27 protein-coding genes are annotated in these 25,547 nt (G+C 70.3%); 17 read left to right on the top strand and 10 right to left on the bottom strand.

Features of this window, described 5'->3' with window-relative positions; translation table 11 throughout:
- On the top strand, window positions 1–888 hold an 888-nt coding region (locus AOJ26_RS04700), incomplete at its 5' end, for an alpha/beta hydrolase (protein ID WP_063790224.1).
- 80 nt (window positions 889–968) lie between these two features.
- On the opposite strand, the gene AOJ26_RS04705 is transcribed toward AOJ26_RS04700, so the two are convergent.
- Window positions 969–1,394: a hypothetical protein gene (locus AOJ26_RS04705; RefSeq protein WP_053846880.1), complete on the bottom strand. Its 426-nt coding sequence runs from the start codon at window positions 1,392–1,394 to the stop codon at window positions 969–971.
- A 261-nt stretch (window positions 1,395–1,655) separates the two neighbouring features.
- On the opposite strand from AOJ26_RS04705, the gene AOJ26_RS04710 reads away from it, so the two are divergent.
- From AOJ26_RS04710 to AOJ26_RS04720, 3 genes are all read left to right on the top strand, one after another.
- Window positions 1,656–2,474: an oxidoreductase gene (locus tag AOJ26_RS04710; protein WP_053846881.1), complete on the top strand. Its 819-nt coding sequence runs from the start codon at window positions 1,656–1,658 to the stop codon at window positions 2,472–2,474.
- Between the two features lie 111 nt (window positions 2,475–2,585).
- Window positions 2,586–3,302, top strand: coding sequence for a TetR family transcriptional regulator (locus AOJ26_RS04715; RefSeq protein ID WP_053846882.1), 717 nt, complete (start codon window positions 2,586–2,588; stop codon window positions 3,300–3,302).
- Window positions 3,303–3,469: 167 nt separating this feature from the next.
- On the top strand, window positions 3,470–4,366 hold the full coding sequence (locus tag AOJ26_RS04720; protein WP_053846883.1) for an aminoglycoside phosphotransferase family protein: 897 nt from the start codon (window positions 3,470–3,472) through the stop codon (window positions 4,364–4,366).
- Between the two features lie 228 nt (window positions 4,367–4,594).
- Here the strand turns inward: AOJ26_RS04720 and AOJ26_RS04725 are convergent, their stop codons facing one another.
- Window positions 4,595–5,524 carry an ADP-ribosylglycohydrolase family protein gene (locus AOJ26_RS04725; RefSeq protein WP_053846884.1) on the bottom strand — a complete coding sequence of 310 codons (930 nt, stop codon included), beginning with the start codon at window positions 5,522–5,524 and terminating at the stop codon, window positions 4,595–4,597.
- A 788-nt stretch (window positions 5,525–6,312) separates the two neighbouring features.
- On the opposite strand from AOJ26_RS04725, the gene AOJ26_RS04730 reads away from it, so the two are divergent.
- The 4 genes from AOJ26_RS04730 (at window position 6,313) to AOJ26_RS04745 (ending at window position 10,163) form a co-directional block, all read left to right on the top strand.
- Window positions 6,313–8,025 carry a glycosyltransferase gene (locus AOJ26_RS04730; protein WP_053846885.1) on the top strand — a complete coding sequence of 571 codons (1,713 nt, stop codon included), beginning with the start codon at window positions 6,313–6,315 and terminating at the stop codon, window positions 8,023–8,025.
- 246 nt (window positions 8,026–8,271) lie between these two features.
- Window positions 8,272–8,598 carry a hypothetical protein gene (locus AOJ26_RS04735; RefSeq protein WP_143663517.1) on the top strand — a complete coding sequence of 109 codons (327 nt, stop codon included), beginning with the start codon at window positions 8,272–8,274 and terminating at the stop codon, window positions 8,596–8,598.
- Between the two features lie 100 nt (window positions 8,599–8,698).
- The gene (locus tag AOJ26_RS04740) at window positions 8,699–9,316 is read left to right on the top strand and encodes a dihydrofolate reductase family protein (RefSeq protein WP_053846887.1); all 618 of its coding nucleotides are present in this window, start codon (window positions 8,699–8,701) and stop codon (window positions 9,314–9,316) included.
- Window positions 9,317–9,320: 4 nt separating this feature from the next.
- Window positions 9,321–10,163, top strand: coding sequence for an alpha/beta fold hydrolase (locus AOJ26_RS04745; RefSeq protein WP_053846888.1), 843 nt, complete (start codon window positions 9,321–9,323; stop codon window positions 10,161–10,163).
- Window positions 10,164–10,215: 52 nt separating this feature from the next.
- On the opposite strand, the gene AOJ26_RS04750 is transcribed toward AOJ26_RS04745, so the two are convergent.
- Window positions 10,216–11,205 carry an ornithine cyclodeaminase family protein gene (locus tag AOJ26_RS04750; RefSeq protein ID WP_053846889.1) on the bottom strand — a complete coding sequence of 330 codons (990 nt, stop codon included), beginning with the start codon at window positions 11,203–11,205 and terminating at the stop codon, window positions 10,216–10,218.
- Between the two features lie 396 nt (window positions 11,206–11,601).
- Here AOJ26_RS04750 and AOJ26_RS04755 point away from each other — a divergent pair, with 396 nt between their 5' ends.
- The 3 genes from AOJ26_RS04755 (at window position 11,602) to AOJ26_RS04765 (ending at window position 13,797) form a co-directional block, all read left to right on the top strand.
- Window positions 11,602–12,054 (top strand): peptidoglycan-binding domain-containing protein, encoded by a 453-nt coding sequence (locus AOJ26_RS04755; protein ID WP_053846890.1) that lies wholly within the window; start codon window positions 11,602–11,604, stop codon window positions 12,052–12,054.
- Window positions 12,055–12,297: 243 nt separating this feature from the next.
- Window positions 12,298–12,687, top strand: a complete 390-nt coding sequence (locus AOJ26_RS04760; protein WP_053846891.1) for a hypothetical protein — start codon at window positions 12,298–12,300, stop codon at window positions 12,685–12,687.
- A gap of 198 nt (window positions 12,688–12,885) precedes the next feature.
- On the top strand, window positions 12,886–13,797 hold the full coding sequence (locus AOJ26_RS04765) for a hypothetical protein (protein ID WP_053846892.1): 912 nt from the start codon (window positions 12,886–12,888) through the stop codon (window positions 13,795–13,797).
- Window positions 13,798–13,932: 135 nt separating this feature from the next.
- Here the strand turns inward: AOJ26_RS04765 and AOJ26_RS04770 are convergent, their stop codons facing one another.
- The gene (locus AOJ26_RS04770) at window positions 13,933–14,751 is read right to left on the bottom strand and encodes an SAM-dependent methyltransferase (RefSeq protein ID WP_053846893.1); all 819 of its coding nucleotides are present in this window, start codon (window positions 14,749–14,751) and stop codon (window positions 13,933–13,935) included.
- Window positions 14,752–15,006: 255 nt separating this feature from the next.
- Between AOJ26_RS04770 and AOJ26_RS43755 the strand changes: the two genes are divergently transcribed.
- Window positions 15,007–15,162 (top strand): DUF6131 family protein, encoded by a 156-nt coding sequence (locus AOJ26_RS43755; protein ID WP_086724005.1) that lies wholly within the window; start codon window positions 15,007–15,009, stop codon window positions 15,160–15,162.
- A 549-nt stretch (window positions 15,163–15,711) separates the two neighbouring features.
- Here the strand turns inward: AOJ26_RS43755 and AOJ26_RS04780 are convergent.
- Together AOJ26_RS04780 and AOJ26_RS04785 are read right to left on the bottom strand one after the other, a co-directional pair.
- Complete coding sequence (locus AOJ26_RS04780; RefSeq protein WP_053846895.1) at window positions 15,712–15,897, bottom strand: hypothetical protein; 186 nt, start codon at window positions 15,895–15,897, stop codon at window positions 15,712–15,714.
- Window positions 15,898–16,117: 220 nt separating this feature from the next.
- Entirely contained in the window at window positions 16,118–17,128 is a 1,011-nt protein-coding gene (locus AOJ26_RS04785; protein WP_063790225.1) for an ArsR/SmtB family transcription factor, read from the bottom strand.
- A gap of 454 nt (window positions 17,129–17,582) precedes the next feature.
- Here AOJ26_RS04785 and AOJ26_RS04790 point away from each other — a divergent pair, with 454 nt between their 5' ends.
- On the top strand, window positions 17,583–18,542 hold the full coding sequence (locus AOJ26_RS04790; RefSeq protein ID WP_053846897.1) for a LysR family transcriptional regulator: 960 nt from the start codon (window positions 17,583–17,585) through the stop codon (window positions 18,540–18,542).
- Between the two features lie 157 nt (window positions 18,543–18,699).
- Here the strand turns inward: AOJ26_RS04790 and AOJ26_RS04795 are convergent, their stop codons facing one another.
- The 3 genes from AOJ26_RS04795 to AOJ26_RS04805 all read right to left on the bottom strand — a co-directional run bounded on the left by AOJ26_RS04795 (window position 18,700) and on the right by AOJ26_RS04805 (window position 20,782).
- On the bottom strand, window positions 18,700–18,903 hold the full coding sequence (locus tag AOJ26_RS04795) for a cold-shock protein (protein ID WP_053846898.1): 204 nt from the start codon (window positions 18,901–18,903) through the stop codon (window positions 18,700–18,702).
- Window positions 18,904–19,206: 303 nt separating this feature from the next.
- The gene (locus AOJ26_RS04800; RefSeq protein ID WP_053846899.1) at window positions 19,207–19,560 is read right to left on the bottom strand and encodes a VOC family protein; all 354 of its coding nucleotides are present in this window, start codon (window positions 19,558–19,560) and stop codon (window positions 19,207–19,209) included.
- Between the two features lie 4 nt (window positions 19,561–19,564).
- Window positions 19,565–20,782 carry a Glu/Leu/Phe/Val dehydrogenase dimerization domain-containing protein gene (locus AOJ26_RS04805; protein WP_234358440.1) on the bottom strand — a complete coding sequence of 406 codons (1,218 nt, stop codon included), beginning with the start codon at window positions 20,780–20,782 and terminating at the stop codon, window positions 19,565–19,567.
- 77 nt (window positions 20,783–20,859) lie between these two features.
- Between AOJ26_RS04805 and AOJ26_RS04810 the strand changes: the two genes are divergently transcribed.
- The 4 genes from AOJ26_RS04810 (at window position 20,860) to AOJ26_RS04825 (ending at window position 24,021) form a co-directional block, all read left to right on the top strand.
- On the top strand, window positions 20,860–21,321 hold the full coding sequence (locus AOJ26_RS04810) for an Lrp/AsnC family transcriptional regulator (RefSeq protein WP_053846901.1): 462 nt from the start codon (window positions 20,860–20,862) through the stop codon (window positions 21,319–21,321).
- A gap of 73 nt (window positions 21,322–21,394) precedes the next feature.
- Window positions 21,395–21,754, top strand: coding sequence for an STAS domain-containing protein (locus AOJ26_RS04815; protein ID WP_053846902.1), 360 nt, complete (start codon window positions 21,395–21,397; stop codon window positions 21,752–21,754).
- Window positions 21,751–22,680: an anti-sigma factor RsbA family regulatory protein gene (locus AOJ26_RS04820; protein WP_053846903.1), complete on the top strand. Its 930-nt coding sequence runs from the start codon at window positions 21,751–21,753 to the stop codon at window positions 22,678–22,680. Before AOJ26_RS04815 ends, AOJ26_RS04820 begins: the two co-directional genes overlap by 4 nt.
- A gap of 186 nt (window positions 22,681–22,866) precedes the next feature.
- Window positions 22,867–24,021, top strand: coding sequence for a lipid II:glycine glycyltransferase FemX (locus AOJ26_RS04825; protein WP_053846904.1), 1,155 nt, complete (start codon window positions 22,867–22,869; stop codon window positions 24,019–24,021).
- Between the two features lie 89 nt (window positions 24,022–24,110).
- On the opposite strand, the gene AOJ26_RS04830 is transcribed toward AOJ26_RS04825, so the two are convergent.
- Window positions 24,111–25,454 (bottom strand): UDP-N-acetylmuramoyl-tripeptide--D-alanyl-D-alanine ligase, encoded by a 1,344-nt coding sequence (locus tag AOJ26_RS04830; protein WP_053846905.1) that lies wholly within the window; start codon window positions 25,452–25,454, stop codon window positions 24,111–24,113.
- Window positions 25,455–25,547 lie beyond the last annotated feature (93 nt).

Here is a 25,547-nt window from a genome sequence, read left to right on the forward strand (position 1 = left end):
GGCATCGAGATCGCCGCCCACCTCCACACCCCCGACACCCCGGCCACCGGCCCCCGTCCCGCGCTGGTGGTCGGACATCCCGGGACCGGGGTCAAGGAACAGACCTCCGGCACCTACGCGGCGCTGATGGCCGAGCGCGGATTCGTCGCCCTCGCCTTCGACGCCGCCTACCAGGGCGAGTCCGGCGGTCTGCCCCGCGGCCTCGAGGACCCCGCCCAGCGCATCGAGGACTTCAAGGCCGCCGTCTCCTACCTCACCACCCGGGAGGAGGTGGATGCCGAGCGCATCGGTCTGCTCGGCATCTGCGCCTCCGGCGGCTACTCGCTGGCCGCCACCGGCGGCGACCACCGTGTCAAGGCGGTCGCCACGGTCTGCACCGCCGAGCCCGCCCGCCAGTTCCGCTTCGGCGCCGACGGCTCCCAGGACCCGGCCGTCTTCCAGGCCCTGCTGGACGCCGCCGCCCAGGCCCGCACCCGCGCGGCCCGCGGCGAGGACCCGGGCGTGCTGACGATGTTCCCCGACACCGCCGAGGAGGCGGGCGCCCTGGGCGGCGAGCACGGCATCGAGGGCTGGGAGTACTACTGCGGCCCCCGTGGCTACCACGAGCGCTCCGCGAAGTTCCTCACGTGGGACAGTGTCGACAAGATGGCCTCCAGCGACGTCTTCCGTGCCGTCCCCCTCATCGGCCCCCGACCCATGCTGCAGATCATCGGCGAGCGCGCGGTGACCGCATGGATGGCGATCGAGGCCCACCAGGCGGGCACCGGACCCAAGGAGCTCCACCGCATCCCCGGGGCCAGCCACGTCGACCTCTACGACAAGCGCGAGTACATCGACCAGGCCGTCGAGAAGCTCACCGACTACTTCACCGCACACCTCGACAAGTGACCGGCTGGGCCACGGCCGGGAACACATGCGGGAGGGGCCGACAGCACAGGCTGTCGGCCCCTCCCGCATGTGTTGACGGGTCACTTCGCCCGGAGCGGCCCCGCGAAGGACTTGCGCAGCGACCCGGAGGCCAAGGGCAGCAGCGAGGCGAGCATCTTGCCCTTGACCGTGCTCGGCTCCCGCGTCAGTTCGACGTCGACCCGGGTGCCGTCGCCTTCGGGGGTCATCCTGAACACCCAGCCGCCGCCGGCGCCGAAGAGCTTGGAGTCCAGCGTGGTGACGGTGACCGTGTCGCCGGCGGGCTCCCAGTCGTAGCGCGCCCGCTCCCAGGCGGCCGCGGTCCCCTCGGTGACCTCGGCCCAGGTGTCACCCAGGTCGTGGACCTCGAAGTGCTCGGCGTCGATGGTGGGCCAGGCCTGGGCGCGGGAGGGACCGAAGTCGGTGAGCACGCCCAGCACGTCCTTGGGGCCGAGCTGGGAGACGAGGTGGAAGCGTACGACTGCCATGGGATGTCCTCACCGAGAAGTAACCGTTCTGAATGGTGACGCGAGATTCCCATGGCGTTGCGTCACCTGTCAAGATGGTTACTTTTGCGGACTGCTGCGCGACGTGACCCTCCTTACCGCAGGCTTCCGCAAGTCGACAAGAGGCCGCCGGTCTCTTATTGTCGAATCATAAGGTTCCAGTGGCCTCTTAAAAGTGTGTGCCCTGGTCGAATCCGGCGTGTGCACACGTGTGCAGCGCCCATGAGAGACAGAGACAACCCCATGAACAAGACCTGGCTGATCACCGGAAGCTCCCGCGGACTGGGCCGCGCCCTCGCCGAGGCCGTCCTGGAGGCAGGCCACAACCTGGTCGCCACCGCCCGGCGCACCGAAGCCCTGAAGGACCTCGCCACCACGTACGGCGACCGGGTCCGCCTGGTGACCCTGGACGTCACCGACCCCGCCGCCGCCCGCAGGGCCGTACAGGCCGCGGTCGAGGCGTTCGGGCGACTGGACGTCGTCGTGAACAACGCCGGGTACGCCGACATGGCCGCCATCGAGGACATGTCCGAGCAGGCCTTCAGGGACCAGATCGAGGCCAACCTCTTCGGCGTCGTGAACGTCTCCAGGGCGGCCCTGCCCGTGCTGCGCGAGCAGGGCGCCGGGCACATCATCCAGATCTCCTCCGTCGGCGGCCGGGTCGGCGTCCCGGGTCTGGGTGCCTACCAGGCGGCGAAGTGGGCGGTCGGCGGCTTCTCCGAGGTCCTGGCCAAGGAAGTGGCTCCCCTCGGCATCAAGGTCACCGTCGCCAAACCGGGTGGCATGCGCACCGACTGGGCCGGCTCCTCCATGGCCACCCCGCCGGTCAGCGCGCCGTACGAGGAGGTCGTGGGCGGCGCCATCGCCGCCATCCGCGACGCGGACGGCAGGCAGCCCGGCCACCCGGACCGCATCTCCCGCATCCTGCTGGACGTCGTGGAGGCCGAGGAACCCCCGCTGCGACTGCTGCTCGGCAAGGACGCCGTCGCCGTGGCGCAGGGTATGGCCGACCGGCTCGCCGCGGAGGACGCCCGGTGGCGCGCGGTCAGCGGGGCCGCCTGACACGCGGCCCCGCGGTCCCGGCCCCGGACCCGGCACGCGAGCCCGGGGCTTTAGGGTTGCCGCAGGCGGCGCCGGGTGCCGGCCGCGAAAGGGACTTCCGGGGAAGCGACGATGACAGACGAACGGCCGACGCAGTTCCAGCGTGCGCGCAGCGCCGAACAGCGCGAGATGCGACGGCAGGCCATCCTCGACGCGGCGACCCAGTTGCTGACCGAGCTGCCGGTCGCCGAGATCAGCCTGCGGGAGCTGAGCCGTCGGGTCGGACTGTCGAAGAGCAACGTCGTGCGGTACTTCGAGACCCGGGAAGCGGTCTTCTTCGAACTCCTCAACCGGTCCCTCGCGCAGTGGATTGGGGAACTGCCCGCCGAACTCCCGCCCGCCGGGCCGGAGGGAGCCGACTGGCCCGAGACCGAGACGGAGGTCGAGGTCGAGACAGAGGCAGAGGTCGAGGCCGTGGCCGGCGCCCTGGCCCGGTCCCTGGCGCGCAGGTCGCTGCTCTGCGCCCTGCTCAGCGCGCTGGGAACCGAACTGGAACGGAACATCTCCGCCGAGTCGGTCCGCGAGTTCAAGCTCGTCAACGTCCGGCTCCTGGCCGACCTGGCCGAACTGCTGCGCGGCCGCATCACAGGGCTCACCCCCGAGGCGGCCCGCGAACTGGTCTCCCTGACCGTCGTCTACACAGCCGGGCTCTGGCCGTTCGCCCACCCCTCGCCGGCCGTCAGCGAAGCCCAGCGGGACCCCGAACTCGCCCCCACGAAGGTCGACTTCGCCGCCCGGCTCGGACGCATCCTGCACGTCGCCGCGACCGGACTGCTCGCCCTTCGCTGACGCCCGCGCGGAAATCCGTGTCGGGCCGGCAGGGCTTTGCGCGTCGCCGCTCCGAGCGGCCGTGAATCTCGGTTGATCCGGTCCTGGCCGTATGAATACTGGCTGTCGTCACAGTTGATCGGATCTGTTCCCGGCGTTTCGGACGGACCAGGATGAGGGCGGCGAGAATGACCATGCACGACGACCAGGTGGACGTGACCACCGACATCGTCGCGGCCTTGATCCAGGAACAGTTCCCCCAGTGGAGCGACAAGGCGATCCGCCCCCAGTCGTCGACCGGGACGGTCAACGCCATCTTCCGCATAGGAGACGACCTTTCGGCGCGCTTCCCTCTTCGTCCGGCGGATCCGGCCGAGGCCCTGGCGGTTCTGGAACAGGAAGCCCGGGCGAGCGCGGAGTTGGCACAGGTGTCCCGGTTCCCCGTCCCGGAACCCGTCGCCTTGGGGAAGCCGGGAGCGGACTACCCCATGCCCTGGTCGGTCCAGACATGGCTGCCGGGAACGGTCGCCTCCGACGCCGACCCCAGTGCGTCGGACGCCTTCGCCGAGGACCTCGCGTCCTTCATCGCGGCCCTGCGGGGCGCCGACACACGGGGGCGGCGGTTCAGTGGTGACAATCGTGGCGGTGTTCTCACCGACCACGACGACTGGATGGCGAGGTGCTTCGAGGAGAGCAAGGGACTGCTCGACGTGCCCCGGCTGCGCGAGGTGTGGAGCCGCTTCAGGGAGTTGCCGCGCAGGGATGCCGATGTGATGAGCCATGGTGACTTGATCCCCGGCAACATACTGGTCGCGGGAGACCGGCTCAGCGGCGTCCTCGACACCGGCGGCTTCGGCCCCGCCGACCCCGCGCTGGACCTGGTCAGCGCCTGGCACCTGCTGCGGCCGGGCCCACGGCGAGTGCTCCGGCAAGCACTGGGCTGCGACGACCTGGAGTGGGAGCGCGGCAAGGCGTGGGCGTTCGAACAGGCGATGGGCCTGGTCTGGTACTACGTCGAGAGCAATCCGACGATGAGCAGGATGGGGCGCCGGACCCTCGACCGCATTCTGGAGTCGACGGAGTGATGCCGCCCGGACGCCACGGGTGCGGCCCCCTTCGCCAGCTCTCGACACGGACCTCCGGGAGTTTTTCGGTAACGACCGCCTGAGATGGCGGCACGCTGTCACGCTCTGCCAAGGGATGGCTGGGCGGGTTCAGTTGACGTCGGTGAGAGCCGACTGCCCGCGCTCACGGCAGCCGGAGAAGCAGGTGCCGATGCATCCGGATGGGGCCGCTGCGGGGCAGCACCCGCTTCAGCCTCCGAGGCCGCGTGCAAGGCGGAGCAGATCCGCCACGTGCAGCACGCGTCCGTCGAATCCGGGAAGGGGGACATGGAGAGGTTCGGTCCAGCGGGCGGGAATCGCGTCCAGCCCGTAGTACGCCCCCGCGAGGCCTCCGGTGACCGCGGCGACCGTGTCCGTGTCACCACCGAGGTCGATCGCCGCGCGTATCGCCTCTTCGAAGCCGTTGGTGGTGCGCAGGGCCCAGACGGCGGAGCCCAGGCAGGGCCAGACGGCGCCGTTGAACTCGGTCGCTCGGTCGGGGTGCCAGTCGGGGGCGAGAACGGTGGCGTAACGGCCGCGGTGGTCGGGGTGCACACGATCCAGGATGTCCGGGAGCGCCGCGAGCGGGTCGGTGTCCTCGAACGTGACGCGGATGAGTTCGTGGAAGATCGCCGTGCCTTCCCAAGCCGCACGGTCACCGTGGGTCAGGGCGGCGATCCTGCGGGCCGCGTCCATGGTGGCTTCCTGGCCGGCGGCAGCGAAGTGGACAGCGGAGGTCGACGCCCGCATCAAGGAGCCGTTTCCCGCTGCGCGTTGATTGACCTGGAAATGGATCGCGGCGGCGAGGTCCCAGGGCATCCCGTTGGTCAGGACGTCTTCGGTCTGCAAGCCGATGTCCTTCGGTTCCGCCGCTGCCCACCGTTGGAAGCGGGCGAAGACGTCCGGCAGGTCCAGTCCGCCGCGCTCCAGCAGCGACTCCGCGACCAGGATGGCCATCTGGGTGTCGTCCGTCGCCTCGCCGGGGTCCCAGCCCCCGCCTCCGCACATCTCGTCACCGGCACCAGGCACGGGAAAACGCGCGGTGAACGCTCCCTGGGGACCGAACTCGAAGGGGCCACCCAGGGCGTCACCCACCGCTGAGCCGACGATCACGCCGGCCGCCCGCTGAAACCGTTCCATTGACGCAGGCTATCCGTGCCACGGCCGTGGCCCTCGATACACGGGGTCTGAGGCACCCGGGTCCTGGATAGGCCCAGCGGTAAGCACCTATACGGAGTGGGCTGGAGGCAAGGCATCGAACACCAGCCGGCGAAACCAAGGTCACAGCCGTCACGAGCCCGCATATTCCATTTCGCCCAGGCCGGAACGTGCCCTATTGCAGGGTCGCTTGCACACTTTAAGATGCGGCACTGACACCGGCTGCCCGTCCGGCAGAGCGGCGGGCCGGCTGTTCACGGCGCCCTGGGCGTCCGAAGGAGCAGCCATCGCACGCCGGGCCGGAGCCCGCCTTTCGCTCTGAACGATCCGCAGGCTCCGGCCCTCGTCCTCGCGGCAACTCGAGCCGGGGCGAACTCCCGCGCGTCCCGGGCCGCAAGGGCGATCCCGCGCGAGGTCTTGCGCCAGGGGAGTACGCAAGCGCTCGCGCTCAGCGGCCGTCACCCATCGCCGACCCAGGGCGGCGGCCGCGCTTCCCCAACTCTCCCAGCAGCGAGCCGTTGTCGTCCCCACTCCGATGGAGCTGATCCGGCGTATTTTTCACGGCGGTGTCCTCGGCGTCGACGAAGGCGGCGAACCTCGCCACCAGGGTCCAGACCCCGGCCTCGGGGCAGGAGCCGCCAGCCGAGGGGTGACGGAAGGCGTTTTCTGAAGGCAATCGTTTGATTGCTTCGGGTTAGACAACCTTTGCCAGAGTCTGAACGTCCAAAGAACAACAGGAGACGCGTTGTCTCCGTTTAGGGGGAGCGTTCATGCTCAAGGTGAGCATCGTGGTGCCCGTGTACAACGCGGGCCGTTACATAGACATCTGCGCGCCGTCACTCTTACGCCAGACCCTGGGGGAGGACGCGTACGAGATCATCTACGTCGATGACGGCTCGACCGACGACTCGGCACAGCGGCTCGACGAGTTGGCCGATACGCACAAGCACGTGCGGGTGATCCACCAGGAGAATTCCGGCTGGCCGGGCAAGCCCCGCAACGTCGGGGTCCGGGAGGCCCGCGGGGAGTACGTCCAGTTCGTGGACCAGGACGATGAGCTGACCCCTCAGGCCCTGGAGGTCCTGCACCGCATGGCCGACCGCAACCGCTCGGACATCGTGCTGGGCAAGGTCATCGGCACCATGGCGGGTCCCAGCAATGTCTTCAAGCGCACCGTGGAGCGCTGCACGGTCGAGGACGCGCCGTTGATGGAGAGCCTGACCCCGCACAAGATGTTCCGCCGCGCTTTCCTGCTCGCCCATGACCTGAGGTTTCCCGAGGGCCCGGTGCGGCTGGAGGACCAGCTGTTCATGGCCCAGGCGTACGTGCGGGCCAAGACGGTCTCCATCGTCGCCGACCATCCCTGCTACATCTGGAACCGTCGCGAGGACGGCGGCAACACCAGCAGCCGCGCCAGCACCCCCGAGGACTACTACGGCCACCTGCGCACGGTCGTGGAGGCCATCAAGCAGGACACCCCTCCCGGCCCGCTCCAGGACCATCTGCTGCGCCGCTCCTACCGCGTGGAACTCCTGCGCCCGGTGGGCGAGCCGCGCGCCCTGCAGCGCACCGGCAAAGACCTTCAACGTTACTTCGACGTGGTGCGCCGGATGGCGCTGGAGGCCTATCCGCCCGGGGTCCGAGGCGGCCTGCCCGCCCTGACCCGGCTGCGGGCGCACCTGCTGGAGGAGGGCCATCTGGACTCCCTGGTGGAACTGGCCCGCCGCACCCGGACCATCAGGCCGGAGCTGACCGTCGACGACATCCGCTGGCGCGACGGGAAGCTGCACGTGACCACCACGTTCGGCATGCGCCGCGGTGACGGTGAGCCCCTCGCCCTGGTCGAGCGCTACGGCCGGATGCTCCTGGACCCCGACCTGCTGGCCGGCATCAAGGGCGCCGAGGGCTGGGAGGCCCCGCACCCCCTGGGCCACGCCCACGGCGAACTCCTTGTCCACGACACGGCCCGCAACCTGTGGTGGTACCCGGATGCCGACCTGATCCCGCGCACCCAGCCACTCGGCGAGGGCCGCCACCGGGTCGTACTCACCGGCGACACACCCATCGACCCCCTCACCCTGGCCGGCGGCCGCCCCATGGAACCGGGCACCCACATCGTGTGGGCCAGCGCCCAACTCCTGGGCGTCGGCCGCAGAGCACGCGTCACACGCGACGACAACACAACGGGCGCTGCCGCGCCTGATCTCGGTCTCGGCGCGGGCCTCGGCCTCGGCTTCGGAGCGGTGAAAGTCGGCACCCCGCCCCACCTGGTGATCCCGGCCTGGGGTGGCTCGGCCGGTCAACTCCGCCTCTCCGTGCGCCCACCGGGCCAGGCCACGCTCCCGCACCGCCTCTATCTGCGCACCACCTCGGCCCCGCCCCTCCGCCGGGCGGCCCGCACGGTCCTGCACCGCCTCCCGCCGGACGTCCGCGGCCGCGCGAAGAAACTGGCTCGCAGGGCGGACCCCTGGAGCGGCGGCTGAGCAAGCCGAGGCCCCGTCGTCAACGGCATGGTCCCTTGGCGGGCGAGGTGACCAGCGGTATTCGACCACGCCCGAAACGCGTGGCGTGGCCTGAGAGGCGCCGCGGACCATGGGTGTGCCGCCGGAGCAACGGTTCCGGCCGCACACCCACGGGAGAGACATGCATCCGCTGAAGCAGAAGAAACCGCTGGCAAGTACTGCACCGTCGTCGTGGAGCCGGTGAAGCCGGGCGAGGAGGCCTCACGGGTGAAGAGCCGGACCTGTTCCGACACCAGGACGACGACGGCCGACCGCAGCGGCCAGACCCTGCTCATGACCTGGTACGAGTACGGCGGCGGCAGCACCGACGTGTACGGGGACTACGGTCCCTGCGACGCGGACGGCTATGTCCTGAGCACCGGCCTGTGGCGTTACTCGATCTCCTCGTTCATCACCTACAACAACTGCGACGGTCAGCAGGCCGTCCTCAACGACGGCCAGAACGCCGTCTATTACTACGGGTTCGGCACACCGAACGTGGGCGCCCGAGCGGACGACAACATCGGCTGGTTCAAGGTCTGGGACGCCCTCTAGGCGGCAGCGGACTCGCGGACGATGGCCGGGGGCCGCGGGCCGGGGACCTGGTACTCGCACCGAACGATGAGTTCAGGTGACGGATCGGGTCTGCCCTTGCATGACTCGTATCATCGCTGACATCTCGGTCTCCCTCGACGGCTTCGTCACCGGGCCCGACCCCAGTCCTGACGACGGGCTGGGCGCCGGTGGCGAGGCCCTGCACACATGGGCGTTCTCCGACGACCCCGCCGACCGCCGCTTGCTGCATGAGGGGACGGCGCGCTCGGGTGCCGTCGTCCTCGGCCGTCGCCTCTTCGACATCGTCGACGGGCCGAAGGGCTGGGACGACACGTCGGGCTACGGCGCCGGTGAGGTCGGCAAGCCCGCCTTCGTCGTGGTGACCGGCTCGCCGCCGGAGACGGTGCGGACGACCGAGCTCGACTGGACGTTCGTCACCACCGGACTGACCGACGCCGTCGCCACCGCGCGCGAGCGGGCCGAGGCGGCGTCCTCGGAGAGGGGCCAGGACCTCGACGTCATCCTCATGGGCGGCGGCGCCACGATCCGCTCGGCACTCGACGCCGGGCTGGTCGACGTACTCACGCTGCACCTCGCCCCTGTCGTGCTGGGCGCGGGAACACCACTGTTCACCGGAGGAGCACCCCGCACGCTGGTACAGCGGAGCGTCGTTCCGACCTCCACCGCGACCCACCTCACCTACGACGTGTCCCGGTGATCCGATGACCACGGTCCACGCCAATGACGTCACCCTGGGGATCGAGTCGTTCGGAGACGACGACGGGCCCCTCGTCCTGCTCGTGGGCGGGACGACCATGCTCTCCTGGCCCGACGCACTGTGCCGGCGCCTCGCGGCCGGCGGACGTCGTGTCGTGCGCTACGACCTCCGCGACAGCGGAGAGTCGACTACGACGGACCCCTCCGCTCCCGCCTACACCCTGCGCGACCTGGCCGCCGACGCGGCAGCCCTTGCCGACGTGCTCGGCGGCGGGCCCGCGCACCTCGCGGGGATCGGCGTCGGCGGGATGGTCGCCCAGGTCGCCGTGCTCGACCATCCCGGCGCCTTCTCGGCGCTCACCCTGGTCGGCACCCGCCCGGTCGCCCCTGGCCCGGCCGACGACGACCTCCCGGAGCACGATCAGGTGACGATGAGCTGCCTGTTCGCACGTCCCAAGCCCGATTGGGCCGATCGCGAGGCGGTCGCGGAGTTCGCCGCCGACGGCGCGGAGATCCTCGGCGACGACCCCGTCGCCGCCCGCGCGACCGCCGCCCGCGTCTGGGACCGCACGCCCGGCACCACACCCCCGGTCCAGATGGCCAACCAGACGGGCATGGTCTTCGCCAGGCTCGACTGCGCACCCCGCTGGCGCGAGCGCCTGCCCGGGATCGAGGTCCCCACGCTCGTCGTCCACGGCCGCCACGACCGCTTCTTCCCCGTCGGCAACGGCGAGGCGATCGCACGCGAGATTCCCGGCGCACGGCTGCTCGTCATCGAGGAGGCCGCCACCGCGATCCCCCGAACGGCGGTCGGCGAGATCACCGAGGCGATGCTCGACCTGGGATAGCCCGGAGAGAGCAGGGCGGGTGCCACGCGGGCGTGGCCCTCCGGTCGGCAGGTCACCGCAGTGTCGTCTCCTCGCCGATGGACCGCTCGCGGGCGGAGGCGAGGACCAGAGCCGTGGCCACGGCGTCCTGTGCTGCCACGCCGACCGACTTGTAGAGGGTGATCTGGTCCGGTGCGGTGCGTCCAGGTCTGCTGCCGGTGACGAGTTCGCCCAGTTCGGCGTGCACGTGATCGGCGGTGATGACGCCGTCGCGGATCGGCAGGAGCAGGTCGTTGCTGCCCGCGGGAAGCGGGGCGAGCACGGCCCGACGCGATTCGACGCACACCAGTGCCTCGGCCACCGTGGCGTCGTCGACCTCGCGACCGGCGGGGTTGTACCCCACGGACGTGATGTGCACCCCGGGGGTCAGCCAGGAGCGGCGGACCACGGGTTCGACGGAGTGTGTCGTCGCCGCGGCGATGTCCGCGCCGTCGAGCGCCTCGGCGTAACCGGACACGGCCCGGACCTCGCCCTCCAGTTCGGTCGACAGCTCCGCCGCCAGGGCGGCCGCCTTCGCCGGATCGCGGCCCGCGACGCGGATCTGCCGGATCGGCCGGACCCGGCAGATCGCGCGGGCATGGGAACGGGCTTGCACACCGGTGCCCAGCACCGCCAGCACCGTGGCGTCCTCGCGGGCGAGCAGTCGCGCCGACAGTGCGGAGCAGGCGCCGGTGCGCGCCGCGGTGATGGCGGTGCCGTCCAGCAGGGCGGTGGGCTCACCGGTGTCCGGGGCGAACGCCACGATCAGCGCCTGATGCGTGGGCAACCGGACGCCGTCGTTGTGCGGGAAGAGCGACACGAGCTTGGTCATGAGGGCCCCGGCCGACGGCAGGAAGCCCGGCATGGCCGCCAGGAACCCGTCGCGTTCGGGCACCAGGGCGGCGACGCGATCGGGTACCGAAGCACGGCCCGTACTGAGGTCGGCCATCGCGAGGGCCAGGGCGTCGATCAGCGCGTCCGGGTCGAGGAGGGCCTCGACCTGTGAGCGACCCAGTACAAGCATGCGTCTCAGCCTCCTGATGCCGGTCGTACGGCCCGACGACCGCACAGCCGAAGCCTCAACCGCGACCCCACACGGTCCGGGCTTCGACACGCCGTCGCCCGCGCACACGTTCATCCGTACGTCCGCGGTAAAGATCACCCGCTCCTCCCGGCGGCGAATTCGCGACATGAAGAACTGGAGAACGCGAGAATTTCGGCCACAATTAGCGGTGATCTTCTGACGGAAAGTTTTCCGTGGTGGGCGGAGCTTGCGCTATGGCCTGAACTCGGTCATACGAAAAAGCGGCTCACGCTTTCGGGAGATTTGCGCGCACGATCCTGACACGCTTGCGGCGGCGCGGACACTCGATAAGGGAGGTCGCGCCGAATCCTCGTAGTCGATCGGAAAGAGGAAGTAATGCGCACTTCTCTGACCAGGACACTCGTCGTCGCGAGCGCGGTCGTCGGCATTGCCGGTGGAGGTCTCGCGAGTGCGAGTGTGAGCGTGGCGGCTCCGCAGCAGGCCACCAAGCTTGCGGTCAGCAGCCGGCCCGCCTCGGTCCTCGCAGTGAACAACCTCGGCCTGAACACGGCCCGGGCCAAGAACTGGCAGAGCTGCCTGAACGCCTGGGGCTTCAACGCCGGCACCGAGGACGGGCAGCTCGGCACCAACAGCTGGAAGGCGGCCCAGCGGATGCTCAACGCCTGGGGCTACAACGCCGGCGCCGAGGACGGGGTCGTCGGGCCCAACACGATCACGGCGCTGCAGAAGTTCTTGAACGCCGTCGGTGAAAACGCAGGAACCCCCGACGGGATCGCCGGACCCCAGACCAGGGCCGCGTTCTGGAATTACAACGCCACTGGCTGCTGAGCGAATCCCGCAAAGCACGTCGGGCCGGTCGCGTGGGTAAGGGGACCACTCGGCCGGTCCGGCTTTCCGTTTCCGGCGGGTCCAGCCCGCCACGGCGCCGGCCCGGGTGCGCTTTCGGCATGTCCTCAGTCCTCGCATAGGGTGCGGTGACGAGGGAGTCCACGTCGTTCGTCACCACGATCCGGGTCACCCTCGTTCTCGCGTCCGCAGGCACCCCTTGGACCACACCGCCAGGAGGCCCCAGTGTCAGACCCGCGACTGCTCGGCGCCGAGCAGAAGCTCGCCGACGCGAAGAAGCTGCTGAGCCTCCCGCGTATCGTCGTGATCTGCGGCTCCACCCGGTTCATGACCGAGATGACCGAGGCCGAACTGCGGGAGACCAGAGCCGGAAAGATCGTCGTCAAGCCGGGCTTCGACACGAAGTCGCCGGACGCACTCCGGTCCGGTCCTGCCGAGGCCGAGGCGCTGAAGGTTCAGCTCGCCGATCTGCACCGGGCGAAGATCCGGCTCGCCGACGAGGTGCTCGTGGTCGGCGACTACATCGGTGACAGCACCCGAGCCGAGATCGCCTACGCCCGGTCGCTGGGCAGGCCCGTGCGGTTCACGCACCCCGCAGTCGACCCTGACGCCTGACACGTTCCCGCCGAATCGGCGGCTCCCACGGGTTGGCTGGAACATCAACTCACCACACCTGAAACACGGTTGTCGCACACCCCTCTGATTGGCAGACTCACCTCGCCGACGGGAGAACACGCGGGCAAGCGTGCGACCACACGCGTGCAAGCAGCACGTCGGCGGACGGGATCCACTCATCTCACAGGGGGAACACCCATGCATCTCAGCATGCCCGGACGCGTCCTGGGCCGGGCCACCGCCACCCTCGCACTGGCGCTGGCCATGGCCACCGGAACCACCGGACTGCTCTCCGGCACCGAAGCCCACGCCCTGCCGGTCACCGAGGGTTCCTTCACCTTCAGCGGTGACGAGGGCGACTACATCAGCGGCGGCCGGTCCTACGCCTACGCAACGGCGTCCCAGGACCGCATGAACGTCTCCGGCAGCTCGGACAACGGTGTGGTCACCGTCTCCGTCGACGGAGCGAACGGCGACTGGTGGACCCTGAACCTCGCGGCGCCGTCCGGCAAGGCCCTGACACCCGGGACGTACACGGGAGCCACCCGCTACCCGTTCAACGACGCACCCGAGCCGGGCCTGTCGCTCAGCGGCAACGGCCGTGGCTGCAACCAGCTCACCGGCACCTTCACCGTCTCCGCGGTGGAGTTCGGACCCCAGGGCTACGTGAAGAAGCTGGACGCCGACTTCGTGCAGCACTGCGAGGGAGGCACCCCGGCCGCGCGCGGCGAGGTCCACATCGAGAACCCGGCACCTCCGGCCGAACTCGGCCTCGGCCTCGACATCGCCCTGGCCGGCACCGCGAGCTCCCTCAACGGCAAGGCCACCTTCCACGGCACGGTGAGCTGCAACAAGCCGGTGCAGGTGACCGTGGCGGGCGACGTCACGCAGGTCAAGAGGCGGGACCTCATCCGGGGTTCGTTCTCCACGTCGGTGTCCTGCACGCCGGGCGCCCCGGTCGCCTGGACCGGTACGGCGGTGCCCACCGGCTCGGTGCCCTTCCAGAAGGGGGACGTCGAGGTCGAGGGCCGCGCCACGGCGACGGACCCGGACTACGACAAGCCGGTGACGGTCGGCGAGACGGTGGCGGTCCGCCTCACCCGGGTCTGATCCCCTTGTCCTGACGCGCAGGCGGAGGGACAGCAACACCACCCGGCCCGGACTCCGGTTCCTTCCGAGGAGCGGAGCCCGGGCCGGGGCATCGCCGTGGGACGCGCGTCGTCGTTCGACCGATCCCGCGGCGGCTCAGGGCTTGCGGGCGAGGGCGGCGGCGATGAGGTGTTCCCAGACCGTGAGTTCCCGCTGCCCGCCGTCGTCCCAGGGGGTGTCGACCTGGTCCGGACGCCACAGGGGAGCGGGGACGATGCCGGGGTCCAGGATCTCCAGGCCGTCGAGGAGGGCGGCGATCTCCTCGTCGGTGCGCCACCGTCCGCGACCGAACGTCTGCTGGAGGACCCTCTCGGCCTCCTGCGTCTCCGGGTTGTTGCCGGAGCGGAAGTGGCTGACGAAGAAGTAGCTGCCGGAGGGCACGTTCTCGCGCCAGTAGCGGACGATGCCGGCCGGGTCCTCGTCGTCGTTGACGTGGTGGAGGATGGCGCTGAACATCACGGCCACGGGACGACTGAAGTCGATCAGGTCCACGGTGTCGGCGTGGGTGCGGACGGCCTCGGGGTCGCGGACGTCGACCGCGACCACCCGGGTCCGCTCGTCCTTCTCCAGCAGCGCACGGCCGTGGACCAGGACCTGGGGGTCGATGTCGACGTAGACGACCCGGGCCTCGGGGGCGTGCCGCTGCGCGACCTGGTGGACGTTGTCGGCGGTCGGCAGGCCGCTGCCCAGGTCGATGAACTGCCGGATGCCGGTCGTCTTCACGATCTCCCCGACCGCGCGTGTCAGGGCCGCGCGGTTGGCGAAGGCGATGGCCACCGAGCCGGGCAGGTCGCGCTTGAACACGTCGCCGATCTCTCGGTCCACGGCGTAGTTGTCCTTGCCGCCCAGCAGGTAGTCGTACACGCGGGCGATGCTCGGCTTGGACGGGTCGATGGTGGAGCCTTCGTACGTCATGGTCGACATTTTCCCCGCAACATGCGCCGCTGACCACGGTTTTGAGATGCCCGAACCCTCTCCGGCGCCGGCGGACTGGTGCCGGCAGCGGGGTGTGCCGCCGGGGCACGAGTTGTTGGTGGTGATGACGATGCCGGTGAGGTTCGGGGCGGGCCCCAGAGAAGCTCCCGCTCGATGTCCGTCGTCGGGTGGGGTGATGTTGCCGCTTCGGGGCATTCGGGAGGTAAGACGTCAGCTCACACCAGGAGGCACGACATGATCGCGCTCGGCATCATTCTGCTTGTCGTCGGTTTCCTCACCGGCATATCGATCTTGTGGACCCTCGGCATCATCCTGGCCGTTCTGGGGGCCGTCTTCTGGGTCATGGGATCCATGGGGCACGCGGTCGCCGGCCGTCGCCACTACTGGTGACCGGGTCTGACCTCGAACGGCGTCTGACTCGAGGCCTGCCCCCTGAGGGCAGGCCCGTCTCAGCCGTACGGCCTCGGCGGCTGGGCCTGCCGAGGGAGGAACCTTCTGATGCCCGGGCCGGTGGTCCGGGCATCAAGGGTCAGCGGGAAAAGCCCTCTGTCGCCACTGCGCCTCGTCGTGGGCCACAGTCAGATGCGTGACGACCTCGGCGAACTGCCTGCCGAACGGTGGGTGTTCCGGCCACCGCTCGACGATCGCCTCGGTGAGGCACCTGAAGTGCGCGCCCGGTTCAGGGGCGAGGTAAGAGCACCCCGTTACATGAGCCGGGACGCCGGCACGGGCCGACAAGTCGGGCACGTCATGCTCGTACCGCGGGCTCTGCCTCCGGAACCCCCACGAGCAGCCCGGATTGCTGCGAGTCGTCGTCCGCCATCGCATCTGTCCATCAGCGGGGCCCCACCCGGCACACAGGTGGGGCCGAACCGCCCTGTCTAATCGGTGTCGGTGACACTCAACGGGCGTCGCCTGGGAGCGTCCCCGACTTCTTGCCTACTGGTAGCAGGGATTCCCGCACTGGACGGTGACAGTGCCGTCCTGTGCGTCTGGCGCGGCCGGGACGGCCGGGACCCTGCTCGTTTCCCACGGCATCGGCGCCGCCATGGCGGGCGCGCCGAGGGCGCCCAGGGCGGTCGCGGCCAGGAACACGACGGTGATCGCGCGTCGGCGCAAGTTCATTGGTTCCCCCATTGGTTGTCGGTCGGTGTCCTTCGGGACGTGGGTCGGTGCTAGCGGGCCCTGATCGTCACGTGCTGAACCGATGCGTGACCGGCAGCCAGGACGGAGCAGCAGCCGAGTACCAACAGTGCGATCAGCGCGGCCTTGAGGGCACGCCCCATGTGATTCCCCCTGGTCGTTCGACGTCTGTGAAGACGATGTCCCGCACTCGCACGGGCCGCTATGTTTTCGAAGCTCTTCGAAACGTCGTGCCCGTGCCCGCCAGCAGGTTGAGGGCCAGTGACGTGGCCGTGTGCTCGACGTGCTTGCCGTCCCGCCTGCTGACGATGAGTCCCGCCCCGCGCAGGACGCCTATCTGGTAGCTCGCACTGGCCGGTGCGAGTTCGAGGGCCTGCGCCACTTCGGTGGTGGTACGGGCGGGATGCCCCGCCACGTCCACGAGGACCGCGCTCCTGGTCCGGCCGAGCAGTCGGTCCAGCCGTTCCTCGCCCGCCCGGGCGATGTCGAGCGGCTGTTTCCTGACCGGGTAGACGAGCACCGGATCGAGCGCGGGGTCGGCCAGGGCGGTAGGTCTGCGCCAGCAGAAGTACGACGGCACGAGTGTCAACCCCCGTCCCTCCAGACGCAGTTCGCGGTCGACGGGATAGTCGACGTCCAGGTAGGGCGGGTTCCAGCGGGCGTAGGGTTGCAGGCCCTCCAGGAGGGCGGCGGTGCCGCCGTCCAGCACGGCCCGCGTGCGGATTGACACGTCGTCGCCCACGGCGGAACGGACATGCCGCCAGTAGGGGTCCAGAAACGCCCGGAACGAGGCCCGGAGTGCGTCGGACACCAGTTTCAGCGAGGGGCTTGCCCGTTCGTGAGGGCCGCGCATCCAGCCCGGCATCGGCCGGTTGGCGGCGAGCCGGGTCAGTTCCGCGGTCAATCGGTCACGGGGCGTCGCCCGCAACTGTTCGAGCCCCGCCTCCAGGCACTCGCCTGTGACGGGGGGCGTCAGGAAGTCGGGGATGTAGCCGGAGGCCGGGATGACGGTGCGCAGGGTGCCCAGGGCGTGTGCGGCCCTCCGGTCCCGCGACAGCCGCTGAACCGTCTCCCGACGCCAGTGACCGAACTCGACGATCCCCTGCCGGGCCTGGAGGCGGCAGACGGCACACATCAACTCCCATAAGGGGTCGGGTTGTTGCGCGATCCGGACGTTCTCGAGATCGCTCCAGCCGAAGTGGATACGAAGCAAGTGGCTCCTTGGGAAGGGCGGTGTGGAGGGTCGATACGGAGAAGGAGCGACCGTGGCGCCGGGCCGGTCACACCTGAACCGCCCGGTGCTGTGACGACCAGGGTGAGTACGGCGGGCCGAACGGCGCACCGTATGCGGCACGTTCGGCACGGAGGTTCGGGACCTACTGATGGCGGGGACCACCGCACCGGAGGATGTCGGCGTAGTAGGGGCCTGCTGCGACCGCGTTCGACGACGGCACGGTCAGGACTGTGACCGTCCTCGCCCGCGTGCACCGCCGCATCCGCTTTCCTCCAGCGGTCCGAGATCCGCAGACAGGCGGAGCCCGCCGGGAATCGTCCGGCTCATCCTGATCCGTCGGCCAAGACGGCCCCATAGATCCTGATGGAGTGGGCCTGTCATGGAAAGCCGAGAGGGAGAAGAGGATGACGGTCTTGTCGATAACCTTTCGTTTATGAGTACCGGTGGCGGATCCAGTGGCAAGCGGGAGCCGAGTCTCCACCAACTCCGGCTGTTTCTCGTCCTGGCCGAGGAACTGCACTTCGGGCGCGCGGCCGCCAGGGTCTACGTGACCCAGCCCGCGTTCAGCCAGCAGATCAGGTCCCTGGAACAGCGCCTCGGTGTCGTACTGGTCGAGCGCCGCGGCCGGAACGTGCGGCTCACCCCGGTCGGCCGGTCCGTCGCCGAGGAGGCCTGCGCGGTGGTCGACGCCATGAACCGACTGCGCCAGGCGGCCGACCGTCACGCCGGCGCGGCACGCGGACTCCTGCGGATCGGCAGCCTCGGGGCCGAGGCTGCCATGCCGTACGCACAGGCCATCCTCGCCGACCTGCGCGGTCGCCATCCCGACCTGGAGACAGAGGTCCGCAACCTGACCTTCGTCGACATGTTCAGCACCCTGCTCAGCGGGGAGGTCGACGCAGCTTTCCTCCGTGGCCCGCTGCCCGGCGGTATCCAGTCCCTGCACCTGGCGTCCGAGGCGCGGGTGGTCTGTCTGGCCGCGGACGATCCGCTCGCCGGCCGGGAGACCCTGACGCTCGATGACCTCGCCGACCGCACGGTCGTCGACATGCCGCCGGAAGTGCCCCGTTCGTGGTGGAACCACCTGACGGTCAACCCCCGTCCCGACGGCACCAGGGTCCGCTTCGGTCCTGTCGTCAGGGACACCGAGGCCATGGTCCTGGCCGTCACCCAGGGGCGTGCGATCACCTTCCTGCCCGCCGCGGCCCGCCGACTGTACCCGCGCGCCGGCCTCACCTACGTCGACTGCCCCGAGTTGGGCCTCTCGACGGCCGAACTGGCTTGGCTGCCCGACAACCGCGACGACCCGGCCGTCTCCGCCCTGCGCGAGGCAGCCCGCCGGACAGTTCAGCGGCCCGGCACCCCGGTTCCCGACTCCGCGTCCGACGCGTGACGCGGCGCAGGACCTGACCCGGGGCCGGCGAGGTCAACAGGGGCTGCCTCGCGCCTCTTTGGGCCGTCCTGTGGCGGTGGGGGCGGCAAGGGGTCAGGGTACGGCGAGGCCCGGCAGCCCGGAGAGCGGGATGCCGGGCCTCGCCGCGGTGGCGCGATCAGACGGGGCGGATGTTCTCCGCCTGCGGGCCCTTCTGGCCCTGGGTGACGTCGAACTCGACCGTCTGGCCCTCATGCAGCTCGCGGAAACCCTGAGCGGCGATGTTGGAGTAGTGGGCGAAGACGTCGGGGCCGCCACCCTCCTGCTCGATGAAGCCGAAGCCCTTCTCGCTGTTGAACCACTTGACAGTGCCCTTGGCCATGGCCGTCTCCTTAGCGGGAAACCGGGCCCGCACCTTGCGCGCCCGGAGGTGATCGCCCTGGTCCGGAGAGGCGCTACACGCAAGAACGCCCGTGAGGCGATCACGGGCGAACGGGACTTCGGAACCACGACTGCTGGATCACGACGCTACACCCGCCGAGTGGCAGCCGCTACTGAGGCCACGCCCGGCTCACCACTCGACCGGCCGCGTTGCCGAGTCATGGGTTCGGTGTTAGGGCACGGTGTCACGACAGGCTGACCGTGCCGACGAGGGCTTGGGACCCATGTCGAGGCGTGATGCCGGTCAGTAGTACTGGACCAGACAGAACTCGTGGTCCTCGGGGTCGGCCATCACGACGACCACGCCCTCGTCGTAGTCGTGCCGTTCACCGGTGAAGCGGCCGCCCAGCGCGACGACCTGGGCGATGCCCTGGTCGATGTCGTCGACCCCGACGTCGAGGTGCAGGCGCACCTTGTCACGCTTCGGCCCGGTCACCGGCTGGAAGTTGAGGCGGGGCTGGGGGTCGCCGGGGCGGCCGAGGTAGACCCAGCCGGGGCGGGACGGCATGGTCGGGCGGTCCAGAAGCGCGCCCCAGAAGGCCGCGGTCCGTTCCACGTCCACGCAGTCGATGGTGACCCCGATCCAGCGGTTCGTCATGTCGTCAGTTCTCCTGTGCCGTAGGGCTCGTAGCGTACGAAGCGTTCGAAGCGTTCGAAGGGCTCGTGGCGCGATATGCCGACGGCCCGGGCTGTCGCCGCAGGGCAGTGGGGGAGGACGGGGGCTCCACCGCGCCGTGAGCGGGGTGCGGGGCTCCCCGGTGAACGCGTTGCCGGGCGAGTTCCGTGGCCGCCTCGGCCGGGGTGGTCCTATCGGCCCGGGCCAGGTCGAAGACCTCGCGGAGCGTCGCCGCGATGCCGGAGAGGCGTTCCGTGAGCTGGTCCTCGGACTCCCCGCGCAGCTCGACACCGGTGGCGTGGATGACCCCTCCCGCGCTCACGACCACGTCCGGGGCCCAGAGGACGCCGCGTGCTGCGAGGAGACGGGCGGTGGCCGGTTCGTCGAGCTGGTTGTTGGCCGGGCCCGCGACGGCGGCGCACCGCAGCAGCGGAACGGTACGTGCGGTCAGGAGGCCACCGAGCGCGGCCGGGACGAGGATGTCGACCTCCGCCGTCAACGCGTCGTCCGGCTCCACCCAGACCGCCCCCACCTCCTTGGCCAGGCGGCGGGTGGCGGGGTCGACGTCCGTCACGACGAGCCGCGCTCCGGCACGGCTCAGCAGCCGGGCCACGTGACCGCCGACCGCGCCCAGGCCGACGACCCCGACGGTCCGGCCGGCCAGCTCCGGTGAGCCGAAGACCTCGTCGGCGACCGCGCCCAGCGCCGCGAGGGTCCCGCGTGCGGTGTGGACGGAGGAGTCACCGCTGCCGCCGTCCTCGACGGGCCGGCAGCAGACATGCGCGGTGCGTTCGCCGATCACGGACATGTCGACCGGGGCGCTGCCCACGTCCGGACCCGCGATGTAGCGGCCGCCGAGCAGTTCGATGGTGTCACCGACGTCATGGAGCAACGCCGTGCGCTCCGCTCCGGTCGGGCGGGTGGTGGTGGGCAGGGCGACGACCGCCTTGGCGCCGCCGTGGTCCAGTCCGGCCAGCGCGTTCTTCTCGGTCATCGCCGCCGCCAGCCGCATGGCGTCCGCGATCGCGGACGCCGGGGTCGGGTAGTGGGCGATCCGGCACCCGCCGGCGGCGGGGCCGAGCGCGGTCGAGTGGACGGCGACGATGATCGCGAGGCCACTGCGGTGGCCGCGCACCACCTGCACGAGCTCGTGTGTCGGCTCAGGGACGTCGAGGTCCATGGCTTCCATAAGTGCGGCTGTCATGCGGTGAAGCTAGCCGTTCCGACAAAGGGAACGGCCACCGGCCGAACGAAATTCGGCACAGAGGTCATAATCGCGGCATGGACGAACTTGATTCGGCGATCATCGAGCATCTGCAGCGCGATGCGCGGCAGACCAACCGGGACCTTGCCCGCACCCTCGGCATCGCCCCGTCGACCTGCCTGGAACGGATCCGCGCCCTGCGCGCCCGCGGAGTCATCACCGGCTATCACGCCGCCGTCGACGCGGCCGCGCTCAACCGCCACGTCCAGGCCCTCATCCACTTCCAGATCCGTCCCCTCAGCCGCGCGGTCATCGAAGCGTTCAAGAGCTACGCGGCCGGCCTGCCCGAGGTCACCACGGTCTACGTCGTCACCGGCGGCGACGACATGATCGTGCACGTCTCCGCGCCCAGCGTCGACTACCTGCACGGCTTCCTCATGGACAAGTTCACCGCACGCCGCGAGGTCGTCGGGTTCCGTACCTCGGTCATCTACCAGCACACCCACAACCAGGTGCTCGCACCGCTCACGCCCGCCTGAGGAGCCGGCACCGCCTACACTGCCCCGGGTAGGCGATACTGGGCAGCAGGACGTGGCAACTAGGGGTGACGGGGTGGACAGTGCAGGACAGGCGGACGCGCCGTCGGTACCGCCGGGTACGCCCAAGGGCCTGCGTGTGCTGCCGCTGACGGACCGGCCGGGCTGGCGGGCGTCCGGCGAGGTCAGCCTCCTCACCCGCCCGGCCTGGGAACAGACGCTGTGCCGCCTTGCCCGGAGCGACGAAGAGACGTGCCACTTGGAACTGTCCGCGGTCACCTTCGTCGACGTCGCCGGCGTCTCCGCCCTGGCGGTGACCGCCCAGGGCCTGGCGCAGGGGCGACGCATCGTGCTTGAGGAGCCGCCTGCCACACTGCGGCGCGTTCTGGACCTGTTCTGGCCGGACCTGCTGACTGTCGAGGTGATGGGGCGATGATGACGCCTGTCAGCGACCCGTTCGTTCACCCCGCCCTGTTCTACCGCGGCGAGAAGGAGTACCTGCACGGCACGGTGCCTTTCATCCGCGACGGCCTGGAGGCCGGGGAACCGGTGGCGGTGGCCGTGCCCGGGACGAACCTCGCCCTCCTCCAGGCGGCCCTGGGCGACGACGTCGCCCAGGTGAAGTTCCTCGACATGACCGAGGCGGGGCGCAACCCCGGACGCATCATCCCCAGGGTGCTGCGGGCCTTCGCGGACACCCACCGCCAGAAGCGGGTGCGGATCATCGGCGAGCCGATCTGGGCCGGCCGCAGCGCCGTGGAGTACCCGGCGTGCGTCCAGCACGAAGCCCTGATCAACCCGGCGTTCCAGGGGCGGGACGTCACCATCCTGTGCCCCTACGACGCCGACCGCCTCGACGAGCAGGCGCTCACCGACGCGCACGAGACCCATCCCGTGGTCATCTCCGGCGGAAGGGAGCGGCCCAGCACGGCCTACGCCCCCGAGGACGTGGTCGCACGCTACAACCAGCCCCTGGAGCAGCCGGAGACGCCCGAGGAACTGGTCTTCCAGGCCGGCCAACTGCCGACAGCCCGGCAGTTCGCGGTCGAACGGGCCACGGGGCACGGTCTGTCCGGGATCCGCCTGGAGGACGTGGCCCTGATCGTGGCCGAGCTGACCACCAACAGCGTGGTGCACGGCGGTGGTTCGGGCACCCTGCGGATGTGGGCCGAGGACGACCACGTGGTGTGCGAGGTGCGCGACCACGGGCGCCTGAACGATCCGCTCGCCGGCCGCCGCCCACCCGAACGGGACACGCTCGGCGGCCGGGGCCTGCTGCTGGTGCACACCGTCGCCGACCTGGTACGCATACACACCAGTCCCGAGGGGACGGCGATCCGCTGTTACATCGGGCGCCACTGAACTGGTGCACGGCGTCGCTGTGGCGTGACGCATATCGTCGGCGTATGGAAAACCGCATACGGGTCGGCAACAGCGCGCCGCCTTCAATGGCGGGATGTCCCAGAGCGAATCTTCCTGTACAGCAGTCCCGGCCCGGTGGTGCGTCGACGTGCCGTACGTGCACGCCGAGGTGAGGGTGGCGGGCCGGTGAGCCGCACCACGCCTCACCGAGGGGCCGGGACCGCGGGCGGCAGGCTGACCGTCGTGCCGATCAGCGCCGCCGAGCACTTGGCGTTCACAAGGACGCAGCGGTCGGTGAGCTTCCTTCAGACCCCGGCGTGGGCCCGCGTGAAAACGGAGTGGCGCGGCGAGTCCCTCGGTTGGTACGACGGCCGACGGCTGGTCGGCGCGGGGCTTGTCCTGCACCGCCCGGTGCCGAAGCTCGACCGCTTCACGCTGGCCTATCTGCCCGAGGGCCCGGTCATCGACTGGACCGGCGACATCAGCGCGTGGCTCGAACCGCTGGCGGCCCGGCTCAGGGCTCAGGGCGCGTTCGCGATCCGGATCGGCCCGCCGGTGCGCACCGACACGTGGAGCGCCGCCCAGGTCAAGGAGGGCATCGCCGATCCCGGCATCAGGCGGCTCACCGACATGCCGGGGCAGTGGGACGACCCGGTCGGCGCCCGCGTGACTGGTCGACTCAGGGACGCCGGCTGGCTGCCGCAGAGCCCGGAGAACGGCTTCGGCGTCGGGCATCCGCAGTTCAAGTACGAGGTCCCCCTGGCCGGCAGGACCGAGGACGACCTGCTCCGGGGCATGAACCAGCTCTGGCGCCGCAACATCAGGAAGGCGGCCAGGGAGGGGGTCGAGGTCACGGTCGATGACGACCTGAAGGTGTTTCACGACCTGTATGTGCACACCGCCGAGCGCGACCGCTTCACACCCCGGCCGCTGGGATACTTCGAGACCATGTTCACGGCGCTGAAGGCGGAGGACCCCGAGCGGATCAAGCTCTACCTGGCCCGTCACCGGGGTGACGTGGTCGCCGCCACCGTTTTGGTCCGGGTCGGCGCCCACGCGTGGTACTCCTATGGCGCCTCCTCGACCCGGAAGAGGGAGGTGCGCGGTTCCAACGCCTGCCAATGGGCGATGATCCGGGACTCGCTGGCGGCGGGCTGCGACGTGTACGACCTGCGCGGCATCACGCCCACCCTGGACCCCGACGACCCGCACGTCGGGCTGATCCAGTTCAAGGTCGGCACCGGTGGCCGGGCGGTGCGGTACGTCGGCGAATGGGACCTGCCACTGCGGCCGTTGGTCTACCGGGCCTTCGACCTGTACATCAAGCGGCGGAGTCGCTGAGATCGGTTCCCCTGGTGCACGCGGCCCAGCCCCGCCTATGGAGGTGTGCGGGACGTCGCTGGCGCGCCCGGCCGGCTTGCCTCGCCGTACTACGCGAGTGCGGCGGCCACCTCGTCGAGACGGGCCCCGCGGGACGCCTTGACGAGCACCACGTCGTCGGCGGCAAGCCGGGCGCGCAGCCAGTCGACGGCCGCGCCGTTGTCGGTCAGCGCCACCGCCCGCCGGCCGGCCCCCTCGGCGATCGGCTGGGCCCCCTCGCCGACCGTGACCACGATGTCGGCCCGGGTGGCGGCGTACGCGCCGACCGCGCGGTGCATGCTCGCACTGTCCTCGCCGAGTTCGAGCATCTCGCCCAGGACGGCGATACGGCGTCCGCCCTCGATCGCGGCCAGGGCGTCCAGGGCTGCGCGGGTCGATTCGGGGTTGGCGTTGTAGGAGTCGTTGAGCAGCGTCGCTCCGCAGGGGAGCTCGCGCAGTTCCATGCGCCACCTCGACAGTGAGGAGGTGGCGAGCGCCGCGGCGGCGGTGGCGAGAGGTATGCCGGCCATCAGGCAGGCTGCCACGGCGGCCGACGCGTTGAGCGCTTGGTGGGCGCCCGAGTGCGGGAGTGAGACGGGCGCCGAGGCATCGGCGGTGCGCAGGGTGAAGGTCGGACGACCGAGCCGGTCCAGAGTCAGGCCGAGGGCCCGTACGTCGGCGTGTTCCGCCCGGCCGAAGGTCAGCACCGGCCCGTCGGTGAGCGAGCGCATCGCGACCACCCGGGGATCGTCGGCGTTGAGGACGGCGGTACCACCGGGCACCAGCCCCCGCACGAGTTCCCCCTTGGCCCGGGCGATGGCCGCGCGGGACCCGAACTCACCGAGGTGGGCCCGGCCGACGTTGAGGACGACGGCGATGTCGGGTGCGACCAGGTTCGTCAGCCGGGCGATGTCGCCCACGTGGCGGGCCCCCATCTCGAGGACGAGGAACCGGGTGGACGGTTCGGCGCGCAGCATGGTGAGCGGCACCCCCAGCTCGTTGTTGAGCGAGCCGAACGTGGCGATCGTCGGCCCGGTGCTCGACAACACGGCCGCCAGCAGGTCTTTGGTACTGGTCTTCCCCTGCGAGCCGGTCAGCCCGAAAACGGTCAGTCCGTCGCGCAGCCGGCCCACGACATGGGCGGCGAGGGCCTGCAAAGCGGCCCGGGTGTCCTCGACGACGACGGTGGGCAGCGGCGTGGGATGGGAACCGAGGACGGCCACGGCACCGGCCCGTCCTGCCTGCTCGGCGTAGTCGTGGCCGTCGACGTGCTCGCCCGCGAACGCGACGAAGAGGCCGCCCTGTTCGGCCTTCCGGCTGTCGAGCACGGCGGGAGCCGTCACCCGCACCGAACCGTCCCCCGAGACCGACCCGCCGACGATCGAGGCGATCTCACCGACGCTGAGCGGGATCATGCCCAGGCCTTACGGGTCCGGAGGAGCGGGCGCCGGAAAAGCGGAATCAAAAGGTCGGTCAGAATGGTCATGTGCTCGACGCTAGCCGCCTGT

Origin of the sequence: Streptomyces sp. NRRL B-24085, assembly GCF_001282115.1 — a bacterium.
Classification (GTDB): Bacteria; Actinomycetota; Actinomycetes; order Streptomycetales; family Streptomycetaceae; genus Streptomyces.

What these genes read in the sequence shown, in the direction of transcription:
- AOJ26_RS04795 (WP_053846898.1), bottom strand. Translation starts at nt 18,903, where the DNA reads ATGGCCAAGGGCACTGTCAAGTGGTTCAACAGCGAGAAGGGCTTCGGC.
- AOJ26_RS04810 (WP_053846901.1), top strand. Translation starts at nt 20,860, where the DNA reads ATGGACGAACTTGATTCGGCGATCATCGAGCATCTGCAGCGCGATGCG.
- AOJ26_RS04710 (WP_053846881.1), top strand. Translation starts at nt 1,656, where the DNA reads ATGAACAAGACCTGGCTGATCACCGGAAGCTCCCGCGGACTGGGCCGC.
- AOJ26_RS04830 (WP_053846905.1), bottom strand. Translation starts at nt 25,454, where the DNA reads ATGATCCCGCTCAGCGTCGGTGAGATCGCCTCGATCGTCGGCGGGTCG.
- AOJ26_RS04755 (WP_053846890.1), top strand. Translation starts at nt 11,602, where the DNA reads ATGCGCACTTCTCTGACCAGGACACTCGTCGTCGCGAGCGCGGTCGTC.
- AOJ26_RS04805 (WP_234358440.1), bottom strand. Translation starts at nt 20,782, where the DNA reads ATGACAGCCGCACTTATGGAAGCCATGGACCTCGACGTCCCTGAGCCG.
- AOJ26_RS04715 (WP_053846882.1), top strand. Translation starts at nt 2,586, where the DNA reads ATGACAGACGAACGGCCGACGCAGTTCCAGCGTGCGCGCAGCGCCGAA.
- AOJ26_RS04790 (WP_053846897.1), top strand. Translation starts at nt 17,583, where the DNA reads ATGAGTACCGGTGGCGGATCCAGTGGCAAGCGGGAGCCGAGTCTCCAC.
- AOJ26_RS04720 (WP_053846883.1), top strand. Translation starts at nt 3,470, where the DNA reads ATGACCATGCACGACGACCAGGTGGACGTGACCACCGACATCGTCGCG.
- AOJ26_RS04820 (WP_053846903.1), top strand. Translation starts at nt 21,751, where the DNA reads ATGATGACGCCTGTCAGCGACCCGTTCGTTCACCCCGCCCTGTTCTAC.
- AOJ26_RS04705 (WP_053846880.1), bottom strand. Translation starts at nt 1,394, where the DNA reads ATGGCAGTCGTACGCTTCCACCTCGTCTCCCAGCTCGGCCCCAAGGAC.
- AOJ26_RS04725 (WP_053846884.1), bottom strand. Translation starts at nt 5,524, where the DNA reads ATGGAACGGTTTCAGCGGGCGGCCGGCGTGATCGTCGGCTCAGCGGTG.
- AOJ26_RS04730 (WP_053846885.1), top strand. Translation starts at nt 6,313, where the DNA reads ATGCTCAAGGTGAGCATCGTGGTGCCCGTGTACAACGCGGGCCGTTAC.
- AOJ26_RS04740 (WP_053846887.1), top strand. Translation starts at nt 8,699, where the DNA reads ATGACTCGTATCATCGCTGACATCTCGGTCTCCCTCGACGGCTTCGTC.
- AOJ26_RS04765 (WP_053846892.1), top strand. Translation starts at nt 12,886, where the DNA reads ATGCATCTCAGCATGCCCGGACGCGTCCTGGGCCGGGCCACCGCCACC.
- AOJ26_RS43755 (WP_086724005.1), top strand. Translation starts at nt 15,007, where the DNA reads ATGATCGCGCTCGGCATCATTCTGCTTGTCGTCGGTTTCCTCACCGGC.
- AOJ26_RS04800 (WP_053846899.1), bottom strand. Translation starts at nt 19,560, where the DNA reads ATGACGAACCGCTGGATCGGGGTCACCATCGACTGCGTGGACGTGGAA.
- AOJ26_RS04745 (WP_053846888.1), top strand. Translation starts at nt 9,321, where the DNA reads ATGACCACGGTCCACGCCAATGACGTCACCCTGGGGATCGAGTCGTTC.
- AOJ26_RS04750 (WP_053846889.1), bottom strand. Translation starts at nt 11,205, where the DNA reads ATGCTTGTACTGGGTCGCTCACAGGTCGAGGCCCTCCTCGACCCGGAC.
- AOJ26_RS04770 (WP_053846893.1), bottom strand. Translation starts at nt 14,751, where the DNA reads ATGACGTACGAAGGCTCCACCATCGACCCGTCCAAGCCGAGCATCGCC.
- AOJ26_RS04780 (WP_053846895.1), bottom strand. Translation starts at nt 15,897, where the DNA reads ATGAACTTGCGCCGACGCGCGATCACCGTCGTGTTCCTGGCCGCGACC.